The organism is Sphingomonas paludis, from assembly GCF_053502515.1.
Genome location: NZ_CP187558.1, coordinates 2733799 through 2756412 on the forward strand (window position 1 = coordinate 2733799; position 22614 = coordinate 2756412).

General features: G+C 64.6%; 19 protein-coding genes. 11 read left to right on the forward strand and 8 right to left on the reverse strand.

Going from position 1 to position 22614, the window contains the following annotated elements:
- Positions 1 to 111: 111 nt before the first annotated feature.
- The 8 genes from ACPVPU_RS13235 to ACPVPU_RS13270 all read left to right on the forward strand — a co-directional run bounded on the left by ACPVPU_RS13235 (position 112) and on the right by ACPVPU_RS13270 (position 9709).
- On the forward strand, positions 112 to 2559 hold the full coding sequence (locus ACPVPU_RS13235) for a TonB-dependent receptor (protein WP_448658421.1): 2448 nt from the start codon (positions 112 to 114) through the stop codon (positions 2557 to 2559).
- Positions 2560 to 2738: 179 nt separating this feature from the next.
- Positions 2739 to 4013, forward strand: coding sequence for an MFS transporter (locus ACPVPU_RS13240; RefSeq protein ID WP_448658422.1), 1275 nt, complete (start codon positions 2739 to 2741; stop codon positions 4011 to 4013).
- 28 nt (positions 4014 to 4041) lie between these two features.
- On the forward strand, positions 4042 to 5244 hold the full coding sequence (locus ACPVPU_RS13245; RefSeq protein WP_448658424.1) for an aromatic ring-hydroxylating oxygenase subunit alpha: 1203 nt from the start codon (positions 4042 to 4044) through the stop codon (positions 5242 to 5244).
- Positions 5245 to 5331: 87 nt separating this feature from the next.
- On the forward strand, positions 5332 to 5817 hold the full coding sequence (locus tag ACPVPU_RS13250) for a VOC family protein (protein WP_448658425.1): 486 nt from the start codon (positions 5332 to 5334) through the stop codon (positions 5815 to 5817).
- 151 nt (positions 5818 to 5968) lie between these two features.
- On the forward strand, positions 5969 to 6754 hold the full coding sequence (gene ygiD, locus ACPVPU_RS13255) for a 4,5-DOPA-extradiol-dioxygenase (RefSeq protein ID WP_448658426.1): 786 nt from the start codon (positions 5969 to 5971) through the stop codon (positions 6752 to 6754).
- Between the two features lie 38 nt (positions 6755 to 6792).
- On the forward strand, positions 6793 to 7884 hold the full coding sequence (locus ACPVPU_RS13260; protein ID WP_448660524.1) for an acetamidase/formamidase family protein: 1092 nt from the start codon (positions 6793 to 6795) through the stop codon (positions 7882 to 7884).
- A gap of 30 nt (positions 7885 to 7914) precedes the next feature.
- Entirely contained in the window at positions 7915 to 8916 is a 1002-nt protein-coding gene (locus ACPVPU_RS13265) for a bile acid:sodium symporter family protein (protein ID WP_448658427.1), read from the forward strand.
- Positions 8897 to 9709: a TauD/TfdA dioxygenase family protein gene (locus tag ACPVPU_RS13270; RefSeq protein WP_448658428.1), complete on the forward strand. Its 813-nt coding sequence runs from the start codon at positions 8897 to 8899 to the stop codon at positions 9707 to 9709. The genes ACPVPU_RS13265 and ACPVPU_RS13270 overlap by 20 nt, the downstream gene beginning before the upstream one ends.
- 9 nt (positions 9710 to 9718) lie before the next feature.
- Here the strand turns inward: ACPVPU_RS13270 and ACPVPU_RS13275 are convergent, their stop codons facing one another.
- The 7 genes from ACPVPU_RS13275 to ACPVPU_RS13305 form a co-directional block, all read right to left on the reverse strand.
- Positions 9719 to 12076 carry an acetamidase/formamidase family protein gene (locus ACPVPU_RS13275; protein WP_448658429.1) on the reverse strand — a complete coding sequence of 786 codons (2358 nt, stop codon included), beginning with the start codon at positions 12074 to 12076 and terminating at the stop codon, positions 9719 to 9721.
- Between the two features lie 75 nt (positions 12077 to 12151).
- On the reverse strand, positions 12152 to 13537 hold the full coding sequence (locus tag ACPVPU_RS13280; RefSeq protein WP_448658430.1) for a peptidase M20: 1386 nt from the start codon (positions 13535 to 13537) through the stop codon (positions 12152 to 12154).
- Positions 13534 to 14778, reverse strand: a complete 1245-nt coding sequence (locus ACPVPU_RS13285; protein WP_448658431.1) for an MFS transporter — start codon at positions 14776 to 14778, stop codon at positions 13534 to 13536. The genes ACPVPU_RS13280 and ACPVPU_RS13285 overlap by 4 nt, the downstream gene beginning before the upstream one ends.
- On the reverse strand, positions 14775 to 16181 hold the full coding sequence (locus tag ACPVPU_RS13290; protein ID WP_448658432.1) for an amidohydrolase family protein: 1407 nt from the start codon (positions 16179 to 16181) through the stop codon (positions 14775 to 14777). The genes ACPVPU_RS13285 and ACPVPU_RS13290 overlap by 4 nt, the downstream gene beginning before the upstream one ends.
- Before the next feature lie 78 nt (positions 16182 to 16259).
- Complete coding sequence (locus ACPVPU_RS13295; RefSeq protein ID WP_448658433.1) at positions 16260 to 16910, reverse strand: cysteine hydrolase family protein; 651 nt, start codon at positions 16908 to 16910, stop codon at positions 16260 to 16262.
- On the reverse strand, positions 16903 to 18033 hold the full coding sequence (locus ACPVPU_RS13300) for an LLM class flavin-dependent oxidoreductase (protein WP_448658434.1): 1131 nt from the start codon (positions 18031 to 18033) through the stop codon (positions 16903 to 16905). Before ACPVPU_RS13300 ends, ACPVPU_RS13295 begins: the two co-directional genes overlap by 8 nt.
- A 76-nt stretch (positions 18034 to 18109) precedes the next feature.
- On the reverse strand, positions 18110 to 19015 hold the full coding sequence (locus ACPVPU_RS13305; protein WP_448658435.1) for a ribokinase: 906 nt from the start codon (positions 19013 to 19015) through the stop codon (positions 18110 to 18112).
- Between the two features lie 158 nt (positions 19016 to 19173).
- Here ACPVPU_RS13305 and ACPVPU_RS13310 point away from each other — a divergent pair, with 158 nt between their 5' ends.
- Genes ACPVPU_RS13310 through ACPVPU_RS13320 form a run of 3 tightly spaced genes read left to right on the forward strand, consistent with a single transcriptional unit; the run spans position 19174 to position 21480 of the window.
- A complete protein-coding gene (locus ACPVPU_RS13310) occupies positions 19174 to 20031 on the forward strand; it encodes an oxidoreductase (RefSeq protein ID WP_448658436.1) in 858 nt (285 codons plus the stop codon).
- Positions 20032 to 20039: 8 nt separating this feature from the next.
- Complete coding sequence (locus tag ACPVPU_RS13315) at positions 20040 to 20852, forward strand: TauD/TfdA dioxygenase family protein (protein WP_448658437.1); 813 nt, start codon at positions 20040 to 20042, stop codon at positions 20850 to 20852.
- A gap of 25 nt (positions 20853 to 20877) precedes the next feature.
- Positions 20878 to 21480 (forward strand): nitroreductase family protein, encoded by a 603-nt coding sequence (locus tag ACPVPU_RS13320; protein ID WP_448658438.1) that lies wholly within the window; start codon positions 20878 to 20880, stop codon positions 21478 to 21480.
- Between the two features lie 23 nt (positions 21481 to 21503).
- On the opposite strand, the gene ACPVPU_RS13325 is transcribed toward ACPVPU_RS13320, so the two are convergent.
- Positions 21504 to 22583, reverse strand: a complete 1080-nt coding sequence (locus ACPVPU_RS13325) for a TauD/TfdA family dioxygenase (RefSeq protein WP_448658439.1) — start codon at positions 22581 to 22583, stop codon at positions 21504 to 21506.
- Between the last annotated feature and the right edge of the window lie 31 nt (positions 22584 to 22614).

Genomic DNA, 22614 nt, shown 5'->3' on the forward strand with positions numbered 1-22614 from the left:
TTCGCTTGTGCACAAGACCCGGATCGCTGCGGCTGGCTCACTCCACCCAACTTCAGGAGCATTCCGGTCCAACGGAAGCCCCTTACCGGGAGGATCAGGGAATTGTGGGGGATGGCGATGACGAGCGGATTGAGCGGACGCCGGCTGCTGATGGCAGCCCTGGTTTCTTCGACGGCGATGTTTTCGGTGGCAGCGCACGCGCGCGAACCGGAAGTGCGCACTGGCGACACCATTCCGGCGGCCGAGGGGATGGCGGCTGACGAGGACGAAACCCAGGACATCGTGGTCACGGCGTCCAAGCGCGATACCAGCCTTCAGGAAGCCACCCTGTCCGTCACTGCCGTGACGGCGGAAACGCTGAAGGAAGCGAACATCACCGAAGTCACCGGCCTGAACGGCATCGTGCCCGGCCTGGTCGTCGCGCGCAGCGGCGGTGGCGAACGGCTGATCTCGATCCGCGGCGTGGGTTCGGAAACGCCCGAAAACGCCAATACCCAGCCCGGCGTCTCCTTTCACGTCGACGGCGTCTATATCTTCAATTCGATCGCGGCGAACGCGGCGTTCATCGACGTGGCGCAGGTCGAGGTGCTGCGCGGACCGCAGGGGACGACCTTCGGTCAGGGTTCGACGGGCGGCACGATCAACGTCGTCACCAACCAGCCCTCCACCCGGGCGTTCACTGGCGAAGTGAGTGCGAGCGTCGGCAATTACGGGCTGACCCAGGGCAATGTCGCCGTCAACGTGCCGATCGGCCAGTTCGCCATCCGCGGTGCCGTTCAGCACCTCAAGCGCAATGGCTATGCTATCGCCACCGGGACGCCGGGCAACGACGAATATGATCTGGACGACCAGAATGAAATCGGCTGGAAACTGGCGGGCATCTGGGAGCCGACGGACAATTTCTCGATCCTGCTCAGCACGATCCAGTATGAAAGCGACATCAACGGCCCGGCGCAGAAGAATGTGCTCGATCCCGAGCCCGACCCGCGCATCCTGACCCAGGATTATCCCGCCCGGTCGATCATCGATACCGAACTTTACTACGGCGTCATCCGCTATGATGCCGGGCCGGTCATCGCCAAATCGATCACCAGCTATCAGAAACTGTTCAGCCGCCAGTCCTGGGACGGCGACGGGCTGACCGGCGACCTGTTCGAACGCAACATCCTGGGCGGCTATCGCCCGCCGCTGAACGGCAATCCCGAGCGGCTGGGCGCGCGGTACGACCACATCCCCCTGTGGCAGCAGACGACGGAAAGCTGGACGCAGGAAATCAACCTGGCATCGAATGGCGACGGACCGTTCAACTGGATCGTCGGCGGCGTCTATCTATGGTCGAAAAACTCGCAGTATATCGTCGAATATCGCGCCAATACCGGCGACCCCTATGCCGACGCGCTGCCGGTCACCACGCCGTTCAACAGCCCGCTGGTGCCGCTGGTCACCTATGCCGAGCTGTCCGACATCAAGCGCAAGGCCTATGCCGGTTATGTCGAGGGGACGTTCGACGTCACCGACGCGCTGACGCTGACGGCGGGGGTCCGCTACAATTACGACGAATATTCGGGCAATGCCGACACCAACGGCAGCGGACCGACGCTGACATCTGGCGCCTATCTGCAACAGCGTCCCATCCCCGGGTTGAACACCACCGAATGGACCGGCAAGGCAGCGATCGATTACAAGCTGACGCCCGACAACATGGTCTATTTCAGCTATACGCGCGGGTTCAAACCGGGCGGGCTGAACGGTTCGGCCGCCGGGGCGGCACCGCAGGTCCTGGGTTTCGACAACGGCATCCGGCCCACCTATCAGCCCGAAACGGTCAGTTCGTTCGAACTGGGGTCCAAGAACAGCTTTGCCAACGGTGCCGGCACGCTGAACGCCTCGGCATTCTATTACGACTATAACAACCTGCAATTCCTGGACGAGGACGCGATCCTGTTCGGCGAGGGCGTTGCCAACGCGCCGAGCGCCGAAATCTATGGTGTCGAGATCGAAGCCAATTTCCGCCCCGACGACCATTGGAGCTTCACCGGCACGGTGTCGTTCACGCAAGGCAAGTTCAACGCCGATTTCCTGGCGCTGGACCCGGCGGCTGCGGTTCTGGCCCAGAACGCGGCGGGCTATTACGGGACCGGCGAGTTTTTCGCCAATTTCTTCCCCGCCGCCCTCGCTCGCGATAGCGCCCGCGCCAACATCAACGGCAACAGCGTGCCCAAGATTCCCGATGTGCAGGGCAGCGCCACCATCGGCTACACCGACACGCTGGGCGACGGCATCCTGACCACCAAGGCGACGGTGATCTATCGCGGCGAATATCAGTATCGCCTGTTCAACAACTCGGCGTTCGACACCACGCCAAGCTATGCGCAGGTCAATCTGTTCGCCCAATATGAACCGAACGGCACCAACCTGTCGTTCAGCCTGACTGCGACGAACCTGTTCAATCGTGCCGGGATCAATTCGCGCTTTTCCGATCCCTATGGCAGCGCGCAGACCTATGACACGTTCATCCCGCCGCGCCAGGTTCTGGGGACCATTGCCTATCGCTTCTGATACTCGAGGCGCATCGAGGCACCTGAAAGGCGGCGTGATCCCACGCCGCCTTTTTTTTGCGACGTACGCGCAGGCGGCGCTCCCCGCCCGATCAACTGTTCGGGCGCAGCCGATCAAGTCAGCCGCGCAGTTATCCCTAGTCTCTCACCATGGCTGGGCCGGACCGAGGGAGATCGCCGATGGCACGCAAGCACTGGGTTCTGATCGCAGTCTGCATCGGGTTTTCCCTGGTGACGGCAACCACCTTCACCTCGCTTGGCTATGTCCTCTATTCCATGGTCGCCGAACTTGGCTGGTCCCAGGCGGCGGCGGGGACCAGCTTTGCCCTGCTCGGCCTGGCGTGCGGGCTGGGCAGTCCCCTGCCTGCGGTACTGATCCGGCTGCTGGGGTCCAGGATGACGCTGTTCACCGGTGCGCTGGTGCTTGCGTCCGGCTTTTTCCTCGCCTCGGTGGTCCAGGGGATCGGGCTGTTCTTTCTGGCGACGGCATTGATGGGCGCAGGTTTTTCGCTGATCGCGCCGTCGCCCGGTGTCTTCCTGATCGCGACATGGTTCCCCGACCGACCCGGCCGACTGATGGGTTATTATTTCATGGCTGGTTCGATCGGCGGCGTTGTCGGCCCGCTGATCGTTGGCGGCATCGTTACCCTGACCGGCAGCTGGCGGGTCCACTGGTCGGTGATGGGCGTGTCGGCGTTGCTGCTGGGCGTCCTGTTCCTGGTCGCCGTCCGGGATGCCGTGACGGTCGAGAGCACGGATCAGGTGCGCAACGCAGCCGCCGGTCCCGCCATCGACGACCAGCCGGTCGGCTGGACGGTGCGGCGCGCGATGATGACGCCCAGTTTCGTGGTCATCGCGCTGGCGATGATCGTGGTTCAGACCGTCGTGACAACGCTTCATTCCGTGCTGGTGACCCATGTCGCGGCACTTGGCGAAAGCGGGGTCGGCACGGCGGGTGCGGTGGCGATGAGCATGCTGGCGCTGACCGGTACGCTGGCCAAGGGCGCCACCGGCGCGCTGGCCGAGAAATACGAACCAAAGGGTCTGCTGGTGCTGGGGCTGGCGATGCAGTGCGGCGCGCTGCTGCTGCTGGCGGCAACGCCGCTCGCCCTGCTGGCCATCGCGGCGGCGCTGTTGTTCGGCATTGGCTGGGGCCTGGCATGGCTGAGCGCGCACATCCTGCTGATGCGCTATTTCGGCCGGGCGCTTGCCGGTGACCTGACGGCTGCGGCCACCATGGCGACCACCTTCGCGGTGCTCGGCCCGCTCAGCGCCGGACGGGTTGCCGATGTAACCGGCAGTTTCGTGCCCGTGTTCGTGGTGTTTGCCGCGTTGCTGGCCGTCGTCGTCCTGACAACCGCAGTTCTGCTGCGCAAACCCCGCGCCATCGACATCGACCAGCATCCGCAACCGGCTGCCGCACCGCTAATCGACGCGCTGGTGCCCGCCGAATGATTTCCCGATTCACGTACCGGAACCGATCATGACGATTTTGACCGACCCCTTTTTCGACAGCCTGATCAGCTCGACGCTGCCCACGGTCGATGCGGAAACGCTGCCGCCCGCCTGCTATACCGACCAGGCGTTCTTTCAGTTCGAAAAGGACGCGCTGTTCTACCGCGAATGGCTGTGCGCCGGGCGACAGGAATGGGTGGAAAAGCCGGGCGACTATTTCACGCTGACCCATGCCAACGAACCGCTGATCGTTGCCCGCGATCGTGAGGGCACCATCCGCGCCATGTCGGCGGTATGCCAGCACCGCGCGATGCTGGTTGCCGAGGGCAAGGGCAATACGCGCGGGTTCACCTGTCCCTATCACCACTGGTCCTATGATCTGGACGGCGCGCTGGTCGGTGCCCCGGCAATGGGCCGCACCTGCAATTTCGACAAGAGCGAGCATCGCCTGCCCCAGTTGAAGGTCGAGCTGTGGCATGGATTCATCTTCGTCAATTTCGATCCCGATGCGCCGTCGCTGGCGTCCCGGCTGACGGGAATCGAACCGGTGGTCGCCAATTACGAGCTTGAGCGCCTGCGCGGCCCGGAACCGGCCAGCCACGAATTCGCCTGGAACTGGAAGGTCCAGTTCGAAAACAACAATGACGGCTATCACGCCAATCGCCTGCACAAGGGGCTGCACGATTACATCCCCAGTTCGCTGGCAAGCTTTCCCGAAGTGCCGGAGGGAACGGCGGGCTATTACCGGCTGAATGGATCCACCCATCCCAATGCCAGTTTCAATCCCACCGGCAAGGCGCTGTTCCCGGTCTTTCCCAAACTGACGGAGGCGGAGCAGAGCCGCCTGTTGTTCGTCAACCTGCCGCCCACGCTGTCGCTGGTCATCCTGAACGACGTCGTCATCTATATCATCATGGACGCGCGGTCGGCGGACAGCCACGGCCTGACCTTCGGCAGCCTGTATCTGCCCGAGGCGTTCGACGACCCGGCGTTCGAGGAAAAGCGCCGGCTGAACGACGAATATACCGCGCACATCGTCGAACAGGACCTGCACGTCGATCTGTTGATCCAGCAGGGGCTGAACTCGCGCTTCGCCCCGCGCGGGCGGTATAGCTGGCAGGAAGATGCCCAGCGCCAGTTCAACGTCTGGCTGGTGGAGCGTTACCGCGCCGAATGGGATCGGCGCCGCGGCCCCGCCGCCCCCGTCAGTCACCTTCGCCAGGCGCGCTGAGCCACCCATCGACCCAAATCCCGACCACCGGTTCGACAGCCGGGCGCAGAGCCGCGTCCCGCCGTCGCCATCACAGGACAGACCATCATGACCAACACGCTGATCTTCGTCGATCTGGCCAGCACCGACCCGGATGCAGCCGGCAATTTCTATGCCGAGGTGTTCGGGTGGGAAAACGATGCCCGGCCAAAGGGCGTGTATCATCGCATGGTCCCCGGCGGCTTCTTCAAGCACAAGGACGGCAGCGACAGCCAGATCGGCAATCTGCATCTGGGCATCTTCGACGCGGCCAATGCGCGGCCCCATCCAGAGGCCGCAGGCGTGGAGCCGCGCACGATTGCGCCGCCCGGCCGAAAGCCCCGCATCTGGGTGCTGATCAGCGATGACGACAGCGCCGACCGCATCCTCGGGACGGCAGAACGGCTGGGCGCGACCATCCTGTGGCGGGACCATTACTGGTCCGAATTCAACGGCTACAACCACGCCTTTGCCGACCCGTGGGGCAATGAAATCGTGCTGTGGGGCAAGGCAGGCGAAAACCCGGAGATTCCGGCCGATTTCACCCGCGAATGACCGGCCATTCTCCCCGCCTGGACAAGGACTTGTGCGCTCCGGTTCAAGACCCGGGCTCGGCCGGTGACATAGCCTTTGCGCATCAAGGGGAAAACGGCGCGGCCCGCGAGTTGCCCCAGAGTTGGTTTTTGTCGTTCGCAGCAGGTGTCCAATGACCCGAATGCCCGTCATCTTTTTCGGCCATGGCAGTCCGACCAATGCGATCGACGACAACGACGTTACCCGTCGCTGGCGCGTGATCGCCGACGGGATCGAACGCCCCCGTGCCATCCTGTGCATATCCGCACACTGGTTCACCAACGGCACGGCAGTGACCGGCATGGCGGCACCGCCAACCATCCACGATTTCGGCCGGTCGCTGCCTGCCGCGCTGTTCGACATTTCCTATCCCGCACCGGGCGATCCCGAATTGGCCTTTCAAATCCAGTCGCTGCTCGCGCCGACCCCGGTAAAGGTCGACATGGATTGGGGCCTGGATCACGGCACCTGGTCGGTACTGACCCATGCCTATCCCGATGCCGACATTCCGGTAGTGCAGCTCAGCATCGATGCCAATCTGACACCTGCGGAACACTGGGCGATCGGGCGCAGGCTTCAGCCGCTGCGCGACGAGGGCGTGCTGATCATCGGCACCGGCAACATCGTCCACAACTTAAGGGAAATGGACTGGACCAGCGCGTCCGGCGAGCCGCACGGCTGGGCCGGTCGGTTCAATACCGCCATGGTCGACGCGATCGTCGCGGATGAGGCGGAGACGGTCATCAACTATCAACTGCTCGGTCAGGATGCGCTTCTGTCAGTGCCGCATCCCGATCATTTCCTGCCGCTGCTCTATGTCCTTGGCGCCCGGATGCCGGGCGAGCCGGCCGCAGTGGGGCCGGACGTCATCCACTACAAATCGATCGGCATGACCAGCATCGTGTTCGGCGCGCACTGAACGCGGCCGTCCAACAGCTTGCAATGAAGGGGGAATCTATGGGCCTGCATATCCCGCACGGTGCGATCCGCGACGCCATCCAGCCAACGGCGCTCCACCGGCTGCGCGCCACGCCCGAAACGATCCACTGGGGCTATTTCTCACCCGACATTCCCCCTGCGCTTACCGTGCGCAGCGGCGACCTGATCCAGGCCCAGGCTGTCACCCACCATGCCGGCGACGATCCCGCGCTGATGTTCGACGAATCGATCCGGCGAATTTTCGAAGAGGTCGATCCCGCAACGCGCGCGCCCGGATGCCACATCATGACCGGCCCGATCTTTGTCGAGGGCGCCGAGCCCGGCGACATGCTGGAGGTCCGCTATTTCGACATGGTCCCCCGGTTCAACTATGGATCGAACCTGCAGGCCAATTGGGGCCATCTGTATCAGGAATTCGGGGAGACCGAACGCGTCACCATCTATCGCATCGATGCCAATGCCAACACGGCGAGCGCGCTCTATGCCTATGACGTGGCCGAAAAATATGTGGTGCCGGGCCGGATCACCAACTGCCCGGAATGCGATCGCCAGCCCGCCCTGCCGGGCATCACCATCCCTGCGCGCCCCCATCTGGGCACGGCGGGCGTGGCGCCTGCCGTCAACGAGCCGGTCAGCACCATCCCGCCCGGCCTGCACGGCGGCAACATCGACAATTGGCGCATCGGGGCGGGTGCGCGCATGTATTATCCCGTCCAGGTTGCCGGCGGCCTGTTTTCCATCGGCGATCCCCATATCAGCCAGGGCGACGGTGAAATCAGCGGGACGGCGATCGAGGCTTCGCTGGACGTGCTGTTCCAGATCGTGTTGCGCAAGGATTTCAGCTTCCCCTCGCCGCTGCTCGAAACCGGCGATTGCTGGATCGTCCACGGCTTTGGTGCCGACCTGGATCAGGCGATGAAGAGCGCGTCGATGGACATGCTGCATTTGCTGACCGAACATCAGGGGCTGTCGCGCAACGACGCCTATTCGCTGATGAGCGTGGCGAGCGATTTCGGCGTCACGCAGGTGGTCGACGGCACCCAGGGCATTCATTGCCGAATCGACCGTCGCATTTTCGGGGCAAAGGGGTCGGTTCGTGATCCAGGCTGATCCCGCCTGGCGCATCGGCGGGCACGGCTGATGCTGGCACGGCTGAAGATCGACCCGTTTCTGATCGTGCTGGTGGCCGTGCTGGCGCTCGCAAGCATCGTCCCCGTCCGCGGCGACGCCGCGCGCGCGTTCGACAGGATCCAGGACGTCGCGATTGCCCTGCTGTTTTTCCTGCACGGGGCCAAGCTGTCGCGCGGCGCCATCCTGGCGGGGATCGGCGCGTGGCAACTGCATCTGGCGGTGCTGTTCACCACCTTTGGCCTATTTCCGCTGCTTGGCCTGGCCGCGCTGGCCGTGGTCGGCACTGCCATCGATCCGCTGATCGGGACGGGCATCCTGTTCCTGGCCATCCTGCCCTCCACCGTCCAGTCGTCCATCGCCTTTACCGCGATCGCGCGGGGCAACGTGCCGGCCGCGGTGTGCAGCGCGTCGCTGTCGAACTTGATCGGCATCGTCCTGACGCCGCTACTGGCGGCATTACTGATCGGTGGCCGAATGGCGGATGGCTCGTTTTTCCTGAGCGCGGTCGTAACCATCGCGTCGCAACTGCTCGGCCCATTCATTCTGGGTCATGTGTCGCGGCCCTGGCTGGGCGCTTGGATCGACCGGCACCGCCCATGGGTGATGCGGTTCGATCGCGGCGTGATCCTGCTGGTCGTCTATACCGCTTTCAGCGCCGCTGTGGTCGAGGGACTGTGGACCCGCCTGTCCGCCGGCGATCTGGGGATGGTCATGCTGGTCAGTTCAGCATTGCTGGCCGCTGTGCTCGGCCTGACCGGGCTGATCGGGCGCTGGATGCGGCTGGAGCGGCCGGATGCGGCAGTCCTTACCTTCTGCGGGTCGAAGAAAAGCCTGGCCAGCGGGGTGCCGATGGCCAGCGCACTGTTCCCCAGCGCAGAAGTGGGCATGATCATCCTGCCGCTGATGCTGTTCCACCAATTGCAACTGATCGTCTGCTCGATCATCGCCGGGCGCCATGCGCGGCGGGACGACCAGGCCGGAGAGATGAACCATGTCGCACACGGCGCTTGAAGTCCGTCCGCTCACCCGCCGCATCGGGGCCGAGATCTTCGGCATCGACCTGGGTCAGCCGCTCGACCAGGCCACGGTCAAGGCGGTGCATGATGCGCTGATGACGCATCAGGTGATCTTTTTCCGCGACCAGCAACTGACGCATGACGCGCACAAGCGGTTCGGCCGCTATTTCGGCGAGCTGGTGATGCACAGCGGCGTTGCCGGGTTGCCGGACCATCCGGAAATCGTGTCGATCCACGCCGATGCCAACAGCACCTTCGTCGCGGGTGAAAACTGGCATTCGGACCTGAGCGAACATGCCGAACCGCCGATGGGCAGCATCCTGTACATGCACACGCTGCCCGACACCGGTGGGGACACGCTGTTTTCCAGCATGTATGAGGCCTATGACGCGCTGTCACCGGCGATGCAGGCGTTTCTGGAGCCGCTGACGGCGGTGCATGATTCCAACCACATCTACCGGGAGCTGTTTCCGGAGGTCGAAAAAACCTATCCGCGCAACGTGCATCCGGTGGTGCGCACCCATCCGGTGACCAAGCGCAAATGCCTGTTCATTTCGGAATCCAAGACGACGCGGATCAACGAGCTGTCGAAGAACGAAAGCGCGGCACTGCTGCGGTTTCTGGCCGAACATGTGAAGGACCCGAATTTCCAGGTGCGGTTCCGCTGGCAGCGGCATTCCGTGGCCTTCTGGGACAATCGCTGCACCCAGCATTTTGCGGTGTGGGATTATTTTCCCGATACGCGGACGGGAACGCGGGTAACGATTGCCGGAGACCGGCCCTATTGAGGTCGCATGTCAGGCGGTGAACAGCGCCTTTCGGATGATGGCGTGCACGCCCCAATTGCCGTTGACCACCTGCGACACCCCGAAATCAACCCCGACGGACAACAGCGAAATCGCCTCGTCCTCCGACAATCCGCGCGTGGTCATCAGGAAGCGGCGCGCCTTGCGGAACGCGTCGCGCATCGCGGCATCCAGCGTGCTTTTCTTGTACACCTCGCTTTGCGGATCGTCGCTCAGCTCCTTCAGATAATCCGCATGGCTGAACCCCAGGATGACCCATTCGGTCGCGGTTTCGATGAGCGGATAGTCCAGATCGCGGATCTGTTCGCGCAGTTCGCTGGCCGGATGCAGCACCACCTGGATCAACGCGTCCATAGAACATTCGATCGCGGTGCCGCACAGCTCGGAATCGCCCTGCGACGCATGGGGATCGCCCAGCGACAGCAATCCACCCGCCACCTGCACCGGTAGGAAGACGCTTGATCCGGGCCCGGTCCGCCAATTGTCCAGATTGCCGCCAAAGGCGCTGGGCGGCACCGAATCGACCAGGGCGGAATGGGCGGGCGCGACGGCGATCACGCCGAAATGCGGGCGGATCGGGATTTCGACGTTCCGCAGGATTTCGTAATTCCGCTCGATCGTCGCCGGGTTCACCGGCACGCCGGGATAATCGTAGCGCAGATGGACGCGGCCCGACGGATCGGTCTGCGGGGTCCAGCGATAGCTGTAGACCGCATGAGCGGTGGGCGGCCGGCCCCGCCCGTCCTCGACCTCATAGATGGTGATGACTTCGCGCTGTTTCGGCTCGGTCAGCAGGTCGGAGAAATGAAAGCCCCAAAAGGTTGCGGCGTTGCTGCCGAACGCCTTGCCCGCGAACCGGGGATTGCCGCTTTGCCGCGCCTTGAGATCGAGGATGCGGACCTCGATCACGTCGCCGGGGCGCGCACCCTCTATGGCGATGGGGCCGGTGCAGATATGGACGCCGAACCCTTCGCCGGGGCCGCGGCCGAAGGCGCTGGCATCCATCGGTCCCGCCCCGCGCCGGTCGACGGCCTTGTGCTCGGCGGTCCAATGGAACACGCTTTCGGCCGCTGGGTCGCCCTGCACCATGCGTTCGGGATCGTCATTGGCGTGGTGGGTCAAGGTTTCGATGGTGACGAAATCGCCTGACCGGATCGTCAGTGCGGGCTTCAGAGTCCGGCTGAAATACCCCCAATGCACCGTCTGCGGATTGGCAGGCAGGTGATGATGGCGCACCGGCATGGACACCGGCAGCACTTCATCCGTGGCAAGGGACGCGCCATCGCCGCCATCCTCTTCCTCCACCAGGAACGCCGGATCGGGCGCGGTCCGGTCCCGCCGGGCGGGTCGGCCCCGGCGGGGCATATCCTCCTGCATGTCGGCGCCGATGCCCTTGCGATATTCGCGGGGAGAGACGCCATATTGTTCGCGGAACGCCCGGCTGAACGACGCGCTGTCGTTGAACCCCCATTGGAACAGGATGTCCGAAATGGATTTCTGCGCGTGCAGCGGACTGCGCAGGTCGAGCCGGCATCGCTCCAGCCGCCGCACCTTCACATAATGACCGAAGCTGTCGTCGATCGATTCAAACAGTTTCTGCAGATATCGGGGCGAGATGCCGTGTTCGGTCGCGATCTGCTGATAATTCAGATTGGGGTCGCTCAGCCGCATCTCGATCGTCTGGAAAATGCGCTCAAGCAGTCCCGCGCGCATCCCGGCAGCACCGCCCATCGCCTTTGTCGGGGCATTGTCGAGCAGGCTGGACAGCAGGAATTCGGGCAGTGCGAGTTCGACCGGCCGGGCGTGATCGGACGAGATTTCCATGATCGTGTCCGCCAGGTAGCGCAGCATTCCCGAAAAGACCCGACCCGACCCGCCCTCCGTGCTGATCTGGCGCGGCTGATCGGGTAATGGCGCCTTCAGCCGGGCGGTAATGGCGGCGGGTGGCAACCGCACCAACATGGCGCGGTGGTCGCCGGAAAAGGAAATCCGGGCGACCTGTTCGCTCCGCCCGACCAGGATATCGCCATCGGCAAGGTCGAGATCGCCCACGCCCGCCTGAACCCGCGCCGCACCGTCGAGGACGAGCAGCAGCCAGCAGGCACCCGGGGTTTCGGTGAATTCGATCGCCCAGCTTTGGGCGGTGCCGGTCAGCCGAATGAAATCGATCGACTGGCTGCTTCGGAAATGGACCAGTTCGCCATAGCCATCGTCCAGTGCCTCATCGAGCCGGATGGACAGTCGCTGAAGCGCAAAGCGCCAGGCATCCCGTCGTTGCTCTTTTGGATAGGCATTGGTGGTGAAGCGCAACGAATACCGTTCCCCATATGCGGCATCCTGCTCCGGCATGGCCGGGTCTAACGCCTGGCCATGCGGGAAAGTTATGCTGCATCGCAGTCGATGGTCAATTCCCTCGTGCCCCGCTCAGCTGAACGGTGCCGTATCATCCCCGTACACCGATCCCGGACCCTGATCCGACGACGCGTCCGGCCCGCGACCGCAGACCGACAGGATCGTCAGGGCATAGACCAGTGCACTGGATGCCAGATCCTCCGGCGTCGGCCGCCACCGGGGCATGCCCGTCGTTACGGCCGGAATGCGCTGCATATTGAACACATTGTGATCGCGCCACATGCTGGAATAGACCGGATGCGCCCGCTCCAGCGGGGTCCCCCGCGCCATCCGGGTGGCCAGATCGACCGCCCCTGCCAATGGCGAGACCGCTGCAGCATCCGCTTCGAAGCCATGCCGGACCACCACCGGTTCCACGTCGAACGCCTCGACATTCACCGTCCGCATGGCGGCGACGATGCCGTGCATGGCGTCCGCCGCCTTCTGGTTCGGGGCCAGGGTCACGTCCAGATAAAGGGCGCAGACCTCGGTACCGGCACCGAAATCCATCGGCGCACCGCCACGAATGGAGGCGATCTGAACCTTTGGCACCGCCCGCCCGCCCGGGGTTTCATGGATGGATGCCGCCTCCCACCCCCGGCTCCAGCCATGCAGCGCGTCGATGACCGGGCCCAGCCGATAGATCGGATTGGGATGATCGGCAGCATGTTCGGGTGCGTCCAGGATGGGGGTGAACACGCCGCGGCCAAAGATGCGGACACGGAACAGCGCATAGCCGCAACCGCTCCAGGTCAGCCCGAAATCGGTGCCCTCGGCCGCGATCGCATAGTCGGGCGCGACCCCGCCATGGTGGAACAGATAATGGGCACCGATATCCTTGCCCAGATACTGGACGCCTTCATATTCCTCGATCGGTTCCGGCCCGATCTCCCCCGGACAGGCGGTCAGCCAGACCTTGCCCGCCAGCTGTATCCCCGCCTTTTTCAGCGCCTTTGCCGCGATCAGGAAGCACGACATGGGGCCGCGATCGTTGGAAATCGGATAACCGCGCAGCCGCCCGTCCTCATCCAGCCAGCACTGGGTCCATTCCGGGTCGGCCAGCGTCGCCTCGCGGTATCGAAACCGGTCCTGATGCGCGATGCCGCTGGGACTTTCGGTGTCCAGATGCGCCGTCAGCAACAGATTGGCGCCGGTGCCCTGTCCGCCGTATTCGCCGATGACGTTCGGCCGTTCGGGCGTCGCGCCGACTTTTCGCGGACGAAATCCCTCGCGCTGCATCCAGTCGAACACGAATTGCGCCGCCGCCGCCTCGCTGCGTGACGGTGCGGGAATGTTACCCAGGTCGAGCGCCAGCCGGACCAGTTCGTCGCTGTCGATGGCGTCGGCCAGCGCCGCTCGCTCCGCATCGGTCACCGCATAGGGCGCATGGGCCGGATCGGCAAAGGGCGCGCCGGTCATGCCGGCACCCCCGCAAGACCGGGTTCGAGCACGACGGGATCGACGGGATAGCGGGGCAGCAGCAACAACAGCGCGGCTCCACCGGCCAGCGCGAAACAGGCGATGACGACGGCAAGCTGATAGCTGCCCTGCACGTCGAACGCATGGTCCAGCAGGACCGGCGTGATACCCTGGGCCGCGATCACGGCGGAATACATGATCCCGATGATGCTGCCAAAGGCGCGCGTGCCGAAATAGCGGGCGAGGTAATAGGGCAGCGCGCCATATTGTGTGCCCATCCCGATGCCCAGCGCGATCCCGGCGAACACCAGCACCGCTGTGCCATCGCCATATTGCAGCAGCGCCAATCCGACGATCGCCATGGCGACCATCGGGATCACCACGCGCGGGTTCTGGATCATGTCGAGCAGGCGACCGGTCGCAATCTGCCATGCCGAAGTGGTCAGGGCAAAGGTGCTGACGACCGCCGTGCCGACATCGACGCCATATCCACGGTCGGCCAGGATCGGCACGACATGACTGAAAATGGCGGTGGTGCACCCGGCGCCCGATGCGATGGCGACGGTGATGATCCAGAATGCCGGCGTCCGCATCGCTTCGGCCAGGGTCATCCCCTCGGACGGCGCTTCGCCACTGCCGATGCGCTGGTGATCGACGGGCGCATCCCTCAACAGAAACATCAGTGCCGGAAGCCCGAGCAGCAGGATCATCGCCCCGACCGTCAGATATCCCGCCCGCCACCCCTGGCTGGCGACCACCATGGCCGCCACGACGGGAAAGAGGACGGAACCGGCGCCATTGCCCAATCCCGCCGAAATGCCCAGGGCCGTGCCCCGCCCCTGATCATACCATTCGGCAATGACCTTGGAATAGATCGGCGTTGACGCGATGCTGCCGAACAGGCTGACTAGGAAGAAGGCGGCATAAAGATGGACAAGCGACCCGGTCAGCGTCGATAGCGCGGCAACGGCGGCAGCGAACAGTGCAAGACCGGGGATCAGCATCCGCCGCGCGCCATGCCGGTCGGCAAACCGGCCGGCCAGGGGATACATGATAGCCCCGGTTAGCGCCATGATGCCCAGCACGACCGAAATGGCAGCGCGGGGCCAGTTGAATTCGGCGGACAGCGGCAACAGGAACAGGCCGAATACCGCATGGACGGCGGGCGTCGTGCTGACCGCGTTGCCCAGGGTACAGGCGATCAGGACGCCGGTGCGGTCGCGGGACGGGGCGATGCTCACAAGACCGGCCACAGGCTGGGCGTCTGCTGGCCAGCACGCGCCAGCACGGCTGCCCCCGCAGCTTCCGCATCGGCGTAGAGCCTTTCCTCGTCAATCAGGGTCGATCGATAGCTGTCGACCACCCGCCGCCCGTTCACCCAGACGCTGTGCACCCCGCGTCCGTCCGCCGAATAGACCAGCTGGTTGACGGCGTTGAACAGCGGCCGCCATTCGGGCCGATCCCGGTCGTGCAGGACGAAATCGGCCTTCTTGCCCGGCTCAAGCGAGCCGATGCTGTCCGCCAGTCCCGCCCCCCGCGCCCCATTGATCGTGCCCATTTCCAGCACCTTGTAGGCCGAAAACAGGCTGGCATCCCGGCGCGCATCCTTGAACAGGCCAGCGGTAACGAACATGGCCCGCATCATGTCGGCGGCATTGCCGTTGTTATTGCCATCGGTTCCGAGCTGAAGGTTGACGCCCGCTGCTGCCATTTCCGGGAACCGCCCCACGGCCGTTGCGCCGTAAGCGCCCTTCATCGCGGTCATCGGGCAATGGGTGACATTGGTGCCGCTGGCCGCCAGCAACGCCACCTCCTCTTCATCCAGATGAATGGCGTGGGTCAGCGACAGATGCGGACCCAGCACGCCCAGATCGCCCAGATGTGCGATGGCCCGCCGACCGGCGGTCGCCAGATAGTAATCGGGATCGGCCGGGTCGGCGCTCATGTGTGCGCTGATGCCCGCACCGCTTGCCGCTGCCATCGCCGTCGCTTCGCGCCACAGATCGTCGGTGGCCGTATTGTGCCCGACTAGGCAGGGCCACGCCGCGAGCAGCGGATTGCCCGCACTGGGATAGCGGGCAAGCTCGTCCTCGATCGTCCTGATCGCCTGGCGGGTCAGCGTCGCCTGATCGTCGTCGGGGGCAAAGGCGCGGTCCTGAACCCATTGCCCCACCCTGCCGCGTATGCCCGTTTCAGCCAGCGCCTCGACCACGGCATCCAGATCGAGGATCGTCCCCGCCTCGATGAAACAGGTCGTGCCGGTGCGCAGCATCTCCAGCGCGGCCAGCTGCGCCGATACCCGCTCGTCCGCCGGGGTCTGCGCCAGATAGGACGGCACCAGCCATTGAAAGACGTTGGTCGCCCAGTCGGTGTCGTCGGGCACGTTACCGCGCGTAATGGGTTCGCCGGTGATATGGATGTGACAGTTGACGAACCCCGGCGTGACGACGAACCGGTTGCTGCCGTCGATTACCTCCGTCGCCACGACGGCGCGTTCGACCGCATCGCTCTGGCCGACCGCCAAGATAACGTCGCCCCGGATCGCGATGGCGCCGTCCCGGAACACCTCGCGCGCCCCGTTCATCGTGACAATCCAGCAATGCTTGATCAGCAGATCGGCGGCGACGGGTTCAACAGTGTCCATGACAGGTTCCGATGATGGATGCGGAGCCAGGCAGCGATGCCAGCGGCTTCACAGGAATGAAGAATGCCGGAAATCGGGCTATTGCCATGCCGAAAGCACGTCATCGGCGGTCACCAGCAGGGCGCAGTTCTTGTACAGGATGTTCAGCGCGCTGGCGTGCAGCGCCGGATCATAGGCAGCCGTCGCGTCCGACACGATGAAGACGTGATAGCCGAAATGGAACGCCGCCCGGGCGGTCTGGTCCACACAGCAATCGGTGCTGAACCCGGTCATGACAAGGGTGTCGATGCCCCGGGCGCGAAGCTGGTCATCCAGGTCGGTGCCGTGGAAGCTGTTGTACAGCAGCTTGTCGATTTCGATGTCGCCCGGTTCGGGCGCGACCCCAAAATAATCCGCGCCGCCATCCTCGATCCGGCAGATCGCTTCGCCGCCGGGCATCCCCTTGCGCACCATCAGCGTTTTCAGGGCATCGGAATCGGTTTCCGGCCGGGTCACGACCCGCATGAAGGCAATCGTCGCCCCGGCGGCGCGAGCGGCAGCGATCAGTGCCTGGATGCGGGCAAGCGCAGGCGGCACGCTCGACAGATCGACGCCGACCCGGCCGAGCAGACCATCAGGCGATGCGAAATCGGTCTGGACATCGACCACGATCAGCGCGGTGGTCGCCGGATCCAGCATGGCCGCAAGCGCGCCCCCATCGACATGCGGCAGGGTATCGATATCAGCCATGGACAAGTTCACTCGCCCGCGCCGGAAACCGTTCGCGCAGTTTCGGCAGCACTTCCTGTCCGAACATCGGAATGCCGGTCAGATAATCGGGAAAGATCAGCATCAGCCCGTCCGTCCCCGATACCTCGAACAGCTCGGTCAGCTTGTCGGTGACGGTATCCGGCGTACCCAGCACATAGGGCGCCATGAAGGTGGACCTGGCCTTTTGCACAAAGGCGTTTTCCTTGCCGCCCTGTTCGGTATCGAAGAAACCATAGGCGCGCAGCATTCCCTGCAGCGCCTGCTCGTCCAACCCGGCGCGGAAATGATCCGCCGTCGCCTGCGCCTCGGCATCGGTATCGCCGAACACGACCGTCATCATCGAATAGGTACGCATATAGCGGCCCTTTGCAGCCGCCGCTTCCTTGGCCGCCTGGCTGCTCTTGCCCAGCCCCACCGGATCGCCGCCGGACAGGAAGATGGCGTCCATTTCGTCGGCGGTGAACTGCATCCCCTTGGCCGACGTGCCGGCGCAGACCGTGAACGGCGCCTTGTCCGGCTTTGGCCAGGACGTCGCGTTCTCCAGCTGAAAATACTTGCCGTCCATGGTCACCGACGGTTCGGACCACAACCGCTTGATGGCACGGATCCATTCATAGGCCAGATCGTAGCGACCGTCATGATCCACCCCCTCCGGCCAGGCACCGAACTGGGCGAATTCGCCGCGATAGGAACCGGTGACCAGGTTCAGTCCGGCCCGGCCCTCGCTGATCTGATCGAGCGTGGCGAGCATCTTGGCCGCGACGCCGGGATTTTGCAGGATGGTATGGATGGTGGCCCACACCTTGACCCGGCTCGTCGCCTCGGCCAGCGCCGCCATCAGCAGCACGGAATCCAGCGAACTTTCCCAGTGCCGGATGTCGCCGCCATAGCCTTTGAACTTGGCCATCGCCATCACGAAGTCCAGCCCGGCAGCTTCGGCGGCGATGGCGACCTGGCGGTTATAGGCATAGGATCCGTCGAGCGGCGGCGCGTTCTTCGACATGATCCAGCCGCCATTCGCCATGGGCAGGAACACGCCCAGATCCTTGCCACCGGTGTCGGATGGCAGATCGAATTCCTCGGGCCGTGGCAACTGCGTCATTCCATCCCTCCGCTACTCGCCATCAGTCTAGGCGGGATGCGGAGCGATACTTGATCGCCAGCGCATATTCTGTTGGTCAGGCGGGGACTGGCCCGCCTGCCAAGATGGCATCCACCGCCGTACGAAACGGCATTGCCGGAATGGCCCCGTCCCCCTGGGTGCACAGCGCCGCCGCCGCATTCGCCACGGGCAAGGCATCGGAAAGCGGCACGCCCATCGCCAGTTGTGCGGCCAGACTGCCGCAGAAACAATCGCCCGCGCCCACGGTATCGCGGGGCACCACCGGCAGCGCCGGAACAGCATGATGGTCGCCCTGAGTCACGCTGATCGCCCCTTTCGCGCCAAGGGTCACGATGATTGTCTGGTCTGACCGGCTGATCAGGCTGCGGGCATCGTCGATGATCGCAGCCAGGTCGTCCGCGCTGCCGCGTCCGGCATAGCCGGCAAGCTCATGTTCGTTGACGATCACGACATCGCAATGCGGAAACAGGCGCACCGCATCCGGCACGTAGGGCGCGGCGTTCAGCAGCCTAAGCGCAGCGTTGCCGACGAACCGATCCTCGATCACCGCCAGCGGGATTTCCAGCTGGGCCAGGACGACGCGGGCATCGGCGGCACCACCACGGGTCAGTTGCGCGTTCGCGCCGGGGCTGACGATGATCTGGTTTTCGCCATCCGAATCGACCGCGATGAACGCCGCACCGGTCGGCGCGGCCTGCACCCGATCGACGTCCGACAGGTCGACGCCCTCTGCAAACAGAACCTCGCGCATCCACGCTCCGTCGCTATCGTCGCCCGTCGCGCCGGTCATGGCGACCCGTGCACCCATCCGGGCGGCGGCAACCGCCTGATTGGCGCCCTTGCCCCCCGGCAAGCGACGGATGGTCCGGGCGATCAACGTGTCGCCCGGGCGCGGCAGCCGATCGACGGACAGGACATGATCGACATTGATCGACCCCAGGACATGGACATCGACGGGCATCGCTTTCTCCTCGACTGACCGTCAGGCAAGCCCAGCCGAGGCCTCCGCGCAAGCACGGTGAAGGGATGTGCGCCCTTCGCCAACTTTTCCGGAGATGATCGCCAAGCTCGTCGGCCCGCCTGACCCTATCCATGAGCGTGCAACGAATGGGATCGACTGTGACGAACTGGCTGATTACGGGGGCAAGCCGCGGACTTGGTCGATCGCTGGCCCGGGCGGCGCTGCGGCGCGGGGATCAGGTGGTCGGCACGGTTCGCACCGACGCCGATCGACGCCGGTTCGAAGCACTGGCTCCCGGCCGGTCCCATGCCCTGATCGTCGATCTTGCCAATCACCCGTCGATCCCGGCAGCGGTCGCGACCGCCGAAGAACTGCTTGGCCGGATCGATGTGCTGGTCAGCAATGCAGGCTATGGTATGGTCGGCGCGATCGAGGAAACCGCCATCGCCGAGGCGCGCGCGCTGATGGACGTGAACCTGTTCGGGGCGGTGGCGATGATCCAGGCCGCATTGCCGGCGATGCGGGCGCGGCGCAGCGGCCATATCGTGATCGTCACCTCGCTCAGCGGCTTTGCGCCGTGGTGGGGCACCGGCATCTACGGCGCGAGCAAATATGCGCTGGAATGCATCGGCCAGACGCTGGCACAGGAAGTCGCCCCACTGGGCATCGCCGTCACCAATGTCGCCCCCGGCGGCATGCGGACGGCATTTGCGGGCGGCAGCCTGATCGAGGCCAGCGGGCACATTGCGGATTATGACGACGGCGCTCGGCAGTCCAAGCTGAGCCTGCTGGCCGGCCATGGGCAGGAAACCGGCGACCCGGACCGATGCGCCGCCGCGATCCTGTCGGCGCTGGCGGCCGATCCGCCGCCCCGTCACCTGTTCCTGGGCGAGGACGCCCTGCGCCACGCGCGCGAGCATTTCGACATGCTGGACGCCGAAATGAAGCGATGGGAATCCCTGTCGCTGTCCACCGCCCATGCCGCACCGGCATCGGCCCCGACCCCGGTTGAGTGACACCCACAATGACCGCGCCCTTCACGATCGAGCCGCTGACCCCGCATATGGGTGCCGAACTGCTCGGCATCGATCTGATGCAGCCGATCGGTCCGGAGACGGCCGAACTGCTGCGCCAGGCGCTGACCGATCATCTGGTGCTGTTCTTTCGAGACCAGGCGATCGATTTCGACGCGCAAAAGGCGCTGGCCCGCGTGTTCGGCGAGATTCATGTCGCACCGGCATCGGCGGCGTGGGCAGTTCCCGGCCACCCGGAGGTCGTCCGCATCCATGCCGATGCCGATTCGAAGTTCGTGGCCGGGGAGGACTGGCATTCTGACATGACCTGCGATCCGGAACCGCCGCTGGGATCGATCCTGCACATGGCGGTGGTGCCGCCGACGGGCGGGGATACCGCCTTTTCGAACATGTTCCTCGCCTATGACGGACTGTCCGATCGGATGAAGGCGATGCTGGACAGGCTGACGGCGACGCACGATGCCGCCCGCGTCTTCGGGGCCATCGCCCCGCCGGGCACGCGGTTCAACGTCTCTTCGCACCCCGTCATCCGCACGCACCCGGTCAGCGGCCGCAAGGCGATTTTCGTGAACAAGCAGTTCACGGCCAGGATCGACGGATTGCCCAAGGATGAGGGCGACGCGCTGCTGCAGTTCCTGGTGCGGCATGTCCAGCGCCCGGAATATCAGTGCCGGTTCCGCTGGCGGCCCAATTCCATCGCATTCTGGGACAACCGGGCCGTCCAGCATTCGGCGATCTGGGACTATTTCCCCCAGACCCGCTCCGGCTATCGCGTGACGATCAAGGGCGACCGGCCGGTCTGATGGCTTATCCTGTTGGAGAACACGCATGAGCGGCTTTGGCGCGCGCGCCCCCGACTATCCCATCGAGACGCTGTTTCTGGACCGATGGTCGCCCCGCGCATTCGATGGCAGCGCGATCGGCGTCAGCGAGCTGATGACCCTGTTCGAGGCCGCACGCTGGGCGCCATCGGCCTATAATATGCAACCGTGGCGGTTCATCTATGCGGTGCGCGATACCCCGGAATGGGACCAATTTCTGGCGACGCTGATCCCGTTCAACCGGGGTTGGGCGGCAAGTGCGTCGGCGCTCGTCTATATCGTGTCCGATGCCTGGACGCGGGATGCGGACGGCGCAGCCAAGGCCCCCGCCTACAGCCATTCCTTCGACGCCGGCGCTGCCTGGTGCCAGCTTGCGCTGCAGGCCGTCCGGTCCGGGCTGTTCGCGCATGGCATGACGGGGTTCGACCAGGAACAGGCACGCACGGTGCTGGGCGTGCCGGATGAATACCGGATCGAGGCGGCGGTGGCGATCGGCCGGATCGGCGATCCTGCCACCCTGCCCGAGAACCTGAGGAACCGCGAGATGCCGAGCGGTCGACGGCCGCTGACTGAACTGGTCTATCACGGCAGCTTTGGCGGGGGCGGCTGAACGGCCTTCCTCCGCCCGTATCCTCACGAAATCAGGCGCGGCACTGCTGCGGTGACGATGTCGAAGCGCGCCTCGGGATGTTCCGCTGCCCCATCGCGCGGCGCACTGCGATGCTGCACGACGCCGTTCTTGCCAAAGTTCGGGACGACCGGCCGATCGGTCTTGCTGCTGAGCCAGAGGCGGAGCAGGTGACGGCGGCGCTGCGGCTCCGGCCAGTCGCTGAACGACGTACGGGCATGAAGCGCGGCGTAATTGGACAGCCACTGGATGTCCCCGGGACGGAAGTCCATCTCGATCGCCATGCCCGGTTCATAGGTGATCTCGTCGAACAGGCGCAGCACCTCGATCTGGTCGGCGGTCAATTGCGGCACGCCCGGATATTCCTGTGCCGTCAGGATATAGAGCGACCCGGCATACATGCTGAACACGCCCTCCGTCATCGAAATGACCGGAGAGGTATAGGTCAGCTCGGGCGATTCCGAATCCTGCCGCCGCCAGTCCCAGTGGAACGGCTCCAGCAACAATGGCGCGAGATCGGGACGGCGGCGGAGGATCTCGTTATAGATCTCGGCCCCCGATACCAGGCAGGACAGGCCGCCCTCCCGCGCGGGGCGCAGGCACATCAGCGCCACGATGTCCGAGCTGTCCGAATGATAGACCAGCTTGTCGCGCACCTTTGACGACCGGGCGGTCGGGTCGTCCATGGTCTTGTCCGAGGTCGCATAGACATGGTCGATCACGTCGCCCATCTCGTTCTGGCGAATGGGATCGCCCATGTGCAGGCCCAGGATGTAGTAGATCGCGGCGGACAGCGCATCGGAATACAGGTGCGTCCGCAAGCCGCGCACCAGCACGAACCCGCGACCGAAGTCGACGGTTTCCCGCCAGCCATCGACGGCATCCGCCGTGGCGACCAGCGGATAGTCGGACGCCTGCACCGTGCGCAGGTCGGGGCTGAGTTCCACAAAGCGGCTGCCGAGCGTTTCCAGTTCCTCGATCTGATCGGGCGACAAGAGGTAGATCCAGTCGGATCCCCCGGCCAGGTGATCGCCGCGCCACGCCGCATCGCCGGACACGGGTTTCAACAGATCGGTGACGGACATGGCGTAACTCCCTTGGGCATCGTTGCCATCG

Excerpts from the sequence above, each read along its gene's own strand:
- ACPVPU_RS13235 (WP_448658421.1), top strand. The coding sequence starts at position 112 with ATGGCGATGACGAGCGGATTGAGCGGACGCCGGCTGCTGATGGCAGCC.
- ACPVPU_RS13240 (WP_448658422.1), top strand. The coding sequence starts at position 2,739 with ATGGCACGCAAGCACTGGGTTCTGATCGCAGTCTGCATCGGGTTTTCC.
- ACPVPU_RS13245 (WP_448658424.1), top strand. The coding sequence starts at position 4,042 with ATGACGATTTTGACCGACCCCTTTTTCGACAGCCTGATCAGCTCGACG.
- ACPVPU_RS13250 (WP_448658425.1), top strand. The coding sequence starts at position 5,332 with ATGACCAACACGCTGATCTTCGTCGATCTGGCCAGCACCGACCCGGAT.
- ygiD (WP_448658426.1), top strand. The coding sequence starts at position 5,969 with ATGACCCGAATGCCCGTCATCTTTTTCGGCCATGGCAGTCCGACCAAT.
- ACPVPU_RS13260 (WP_448660524.1), top strand. The coding sequence starts at position 6,793 with ATGGGCCTGCATATCCCGCACGGTGCGATCCGCGACGCCATCCAGCCA.
- ACPVPU_RS13265 (WP_448658427.1), top strand. The coding sequence starts at position 7,915 with ATGCTGGCACGGCTGAAGATCGACCCGTTTCTGATCGTGCTGGTGGCC.
- ACPVPU_RS13270 (WP_448658428.1), top strand. The coding sequence starts at position 8,897 with ATGTCGCACACGGCGCTTGAAGTCCGTCCGCTCACCCGCCGCATCGGG.
- ACPVPU_RS13275 (WP_448658429.1), bottom strand. The coding sequence starts at position 12,076 with ATGCCGGAGCAGGATGCCGCATATGGGGAACGGTATTCGTTGCGCTTC.
- ACPVPU_RS13280 (WP_448658430.1), bottom strand. The coding sequence starts at position 13,537 with ATGACCGGCGCGCCCTTTGCCGATCCGGCCCATGCGCCCTATGCGGTG.
- ACPVPU_RS13290 (WP_448658432.1), bottom strand. The coding sequence starts at position 16,181 with ATGGACACTGTTGAACCCGTCGCCGCCGATCTGCTGATCAAGCATTGC.
- ACPVPU_RS13295 (WP_448658433.1), bottom strand. The coding sequence starts at position 16,910 with ATGGCTGATATCGATACCCTGCCGCATGTCGATGGGGGCGCGCTTGCG.
- ACPVPU_RS13300 (WP_448658434.1), bottom strand. The coding sequence starts at position 18,033 with ATGACGCAGTTGCCACGGCCCGAGGAATTCGATCTGCCATCCGACACC.
- ACPVPU_RS13305 (WP_448658435.1), bottom strand. The coding sequence starts at position 19,015 with ATGCCCGTCGATGTCCATGTCCTGGGGTCGATCAATGTCGATCATGTC.
- ACPVPU_RS13315 (WP_448658437.1), top strand. The coding sequence starts at position 20,040 with ATGACCGCGCCCTTCACGATCGAGCCGCTGACCCCGCATATGGGTGCC.
- ACPVPU_RS13320 (WP_448658438.1), top strand. The coding sequence starts at position 20,878 with ATGAGCGGCTTTGGCGCGCGCGCCCCCGACTATCCCATCGAGACGCTG.
- ACPVPU_RS13325 (WP_448658439.1), bottom strand. The coding sequence starts at position 22,583 with ATGTCCGTCACCGATCTGTTGAAACCCGTGTCCGGCGATGCGGCGTGG.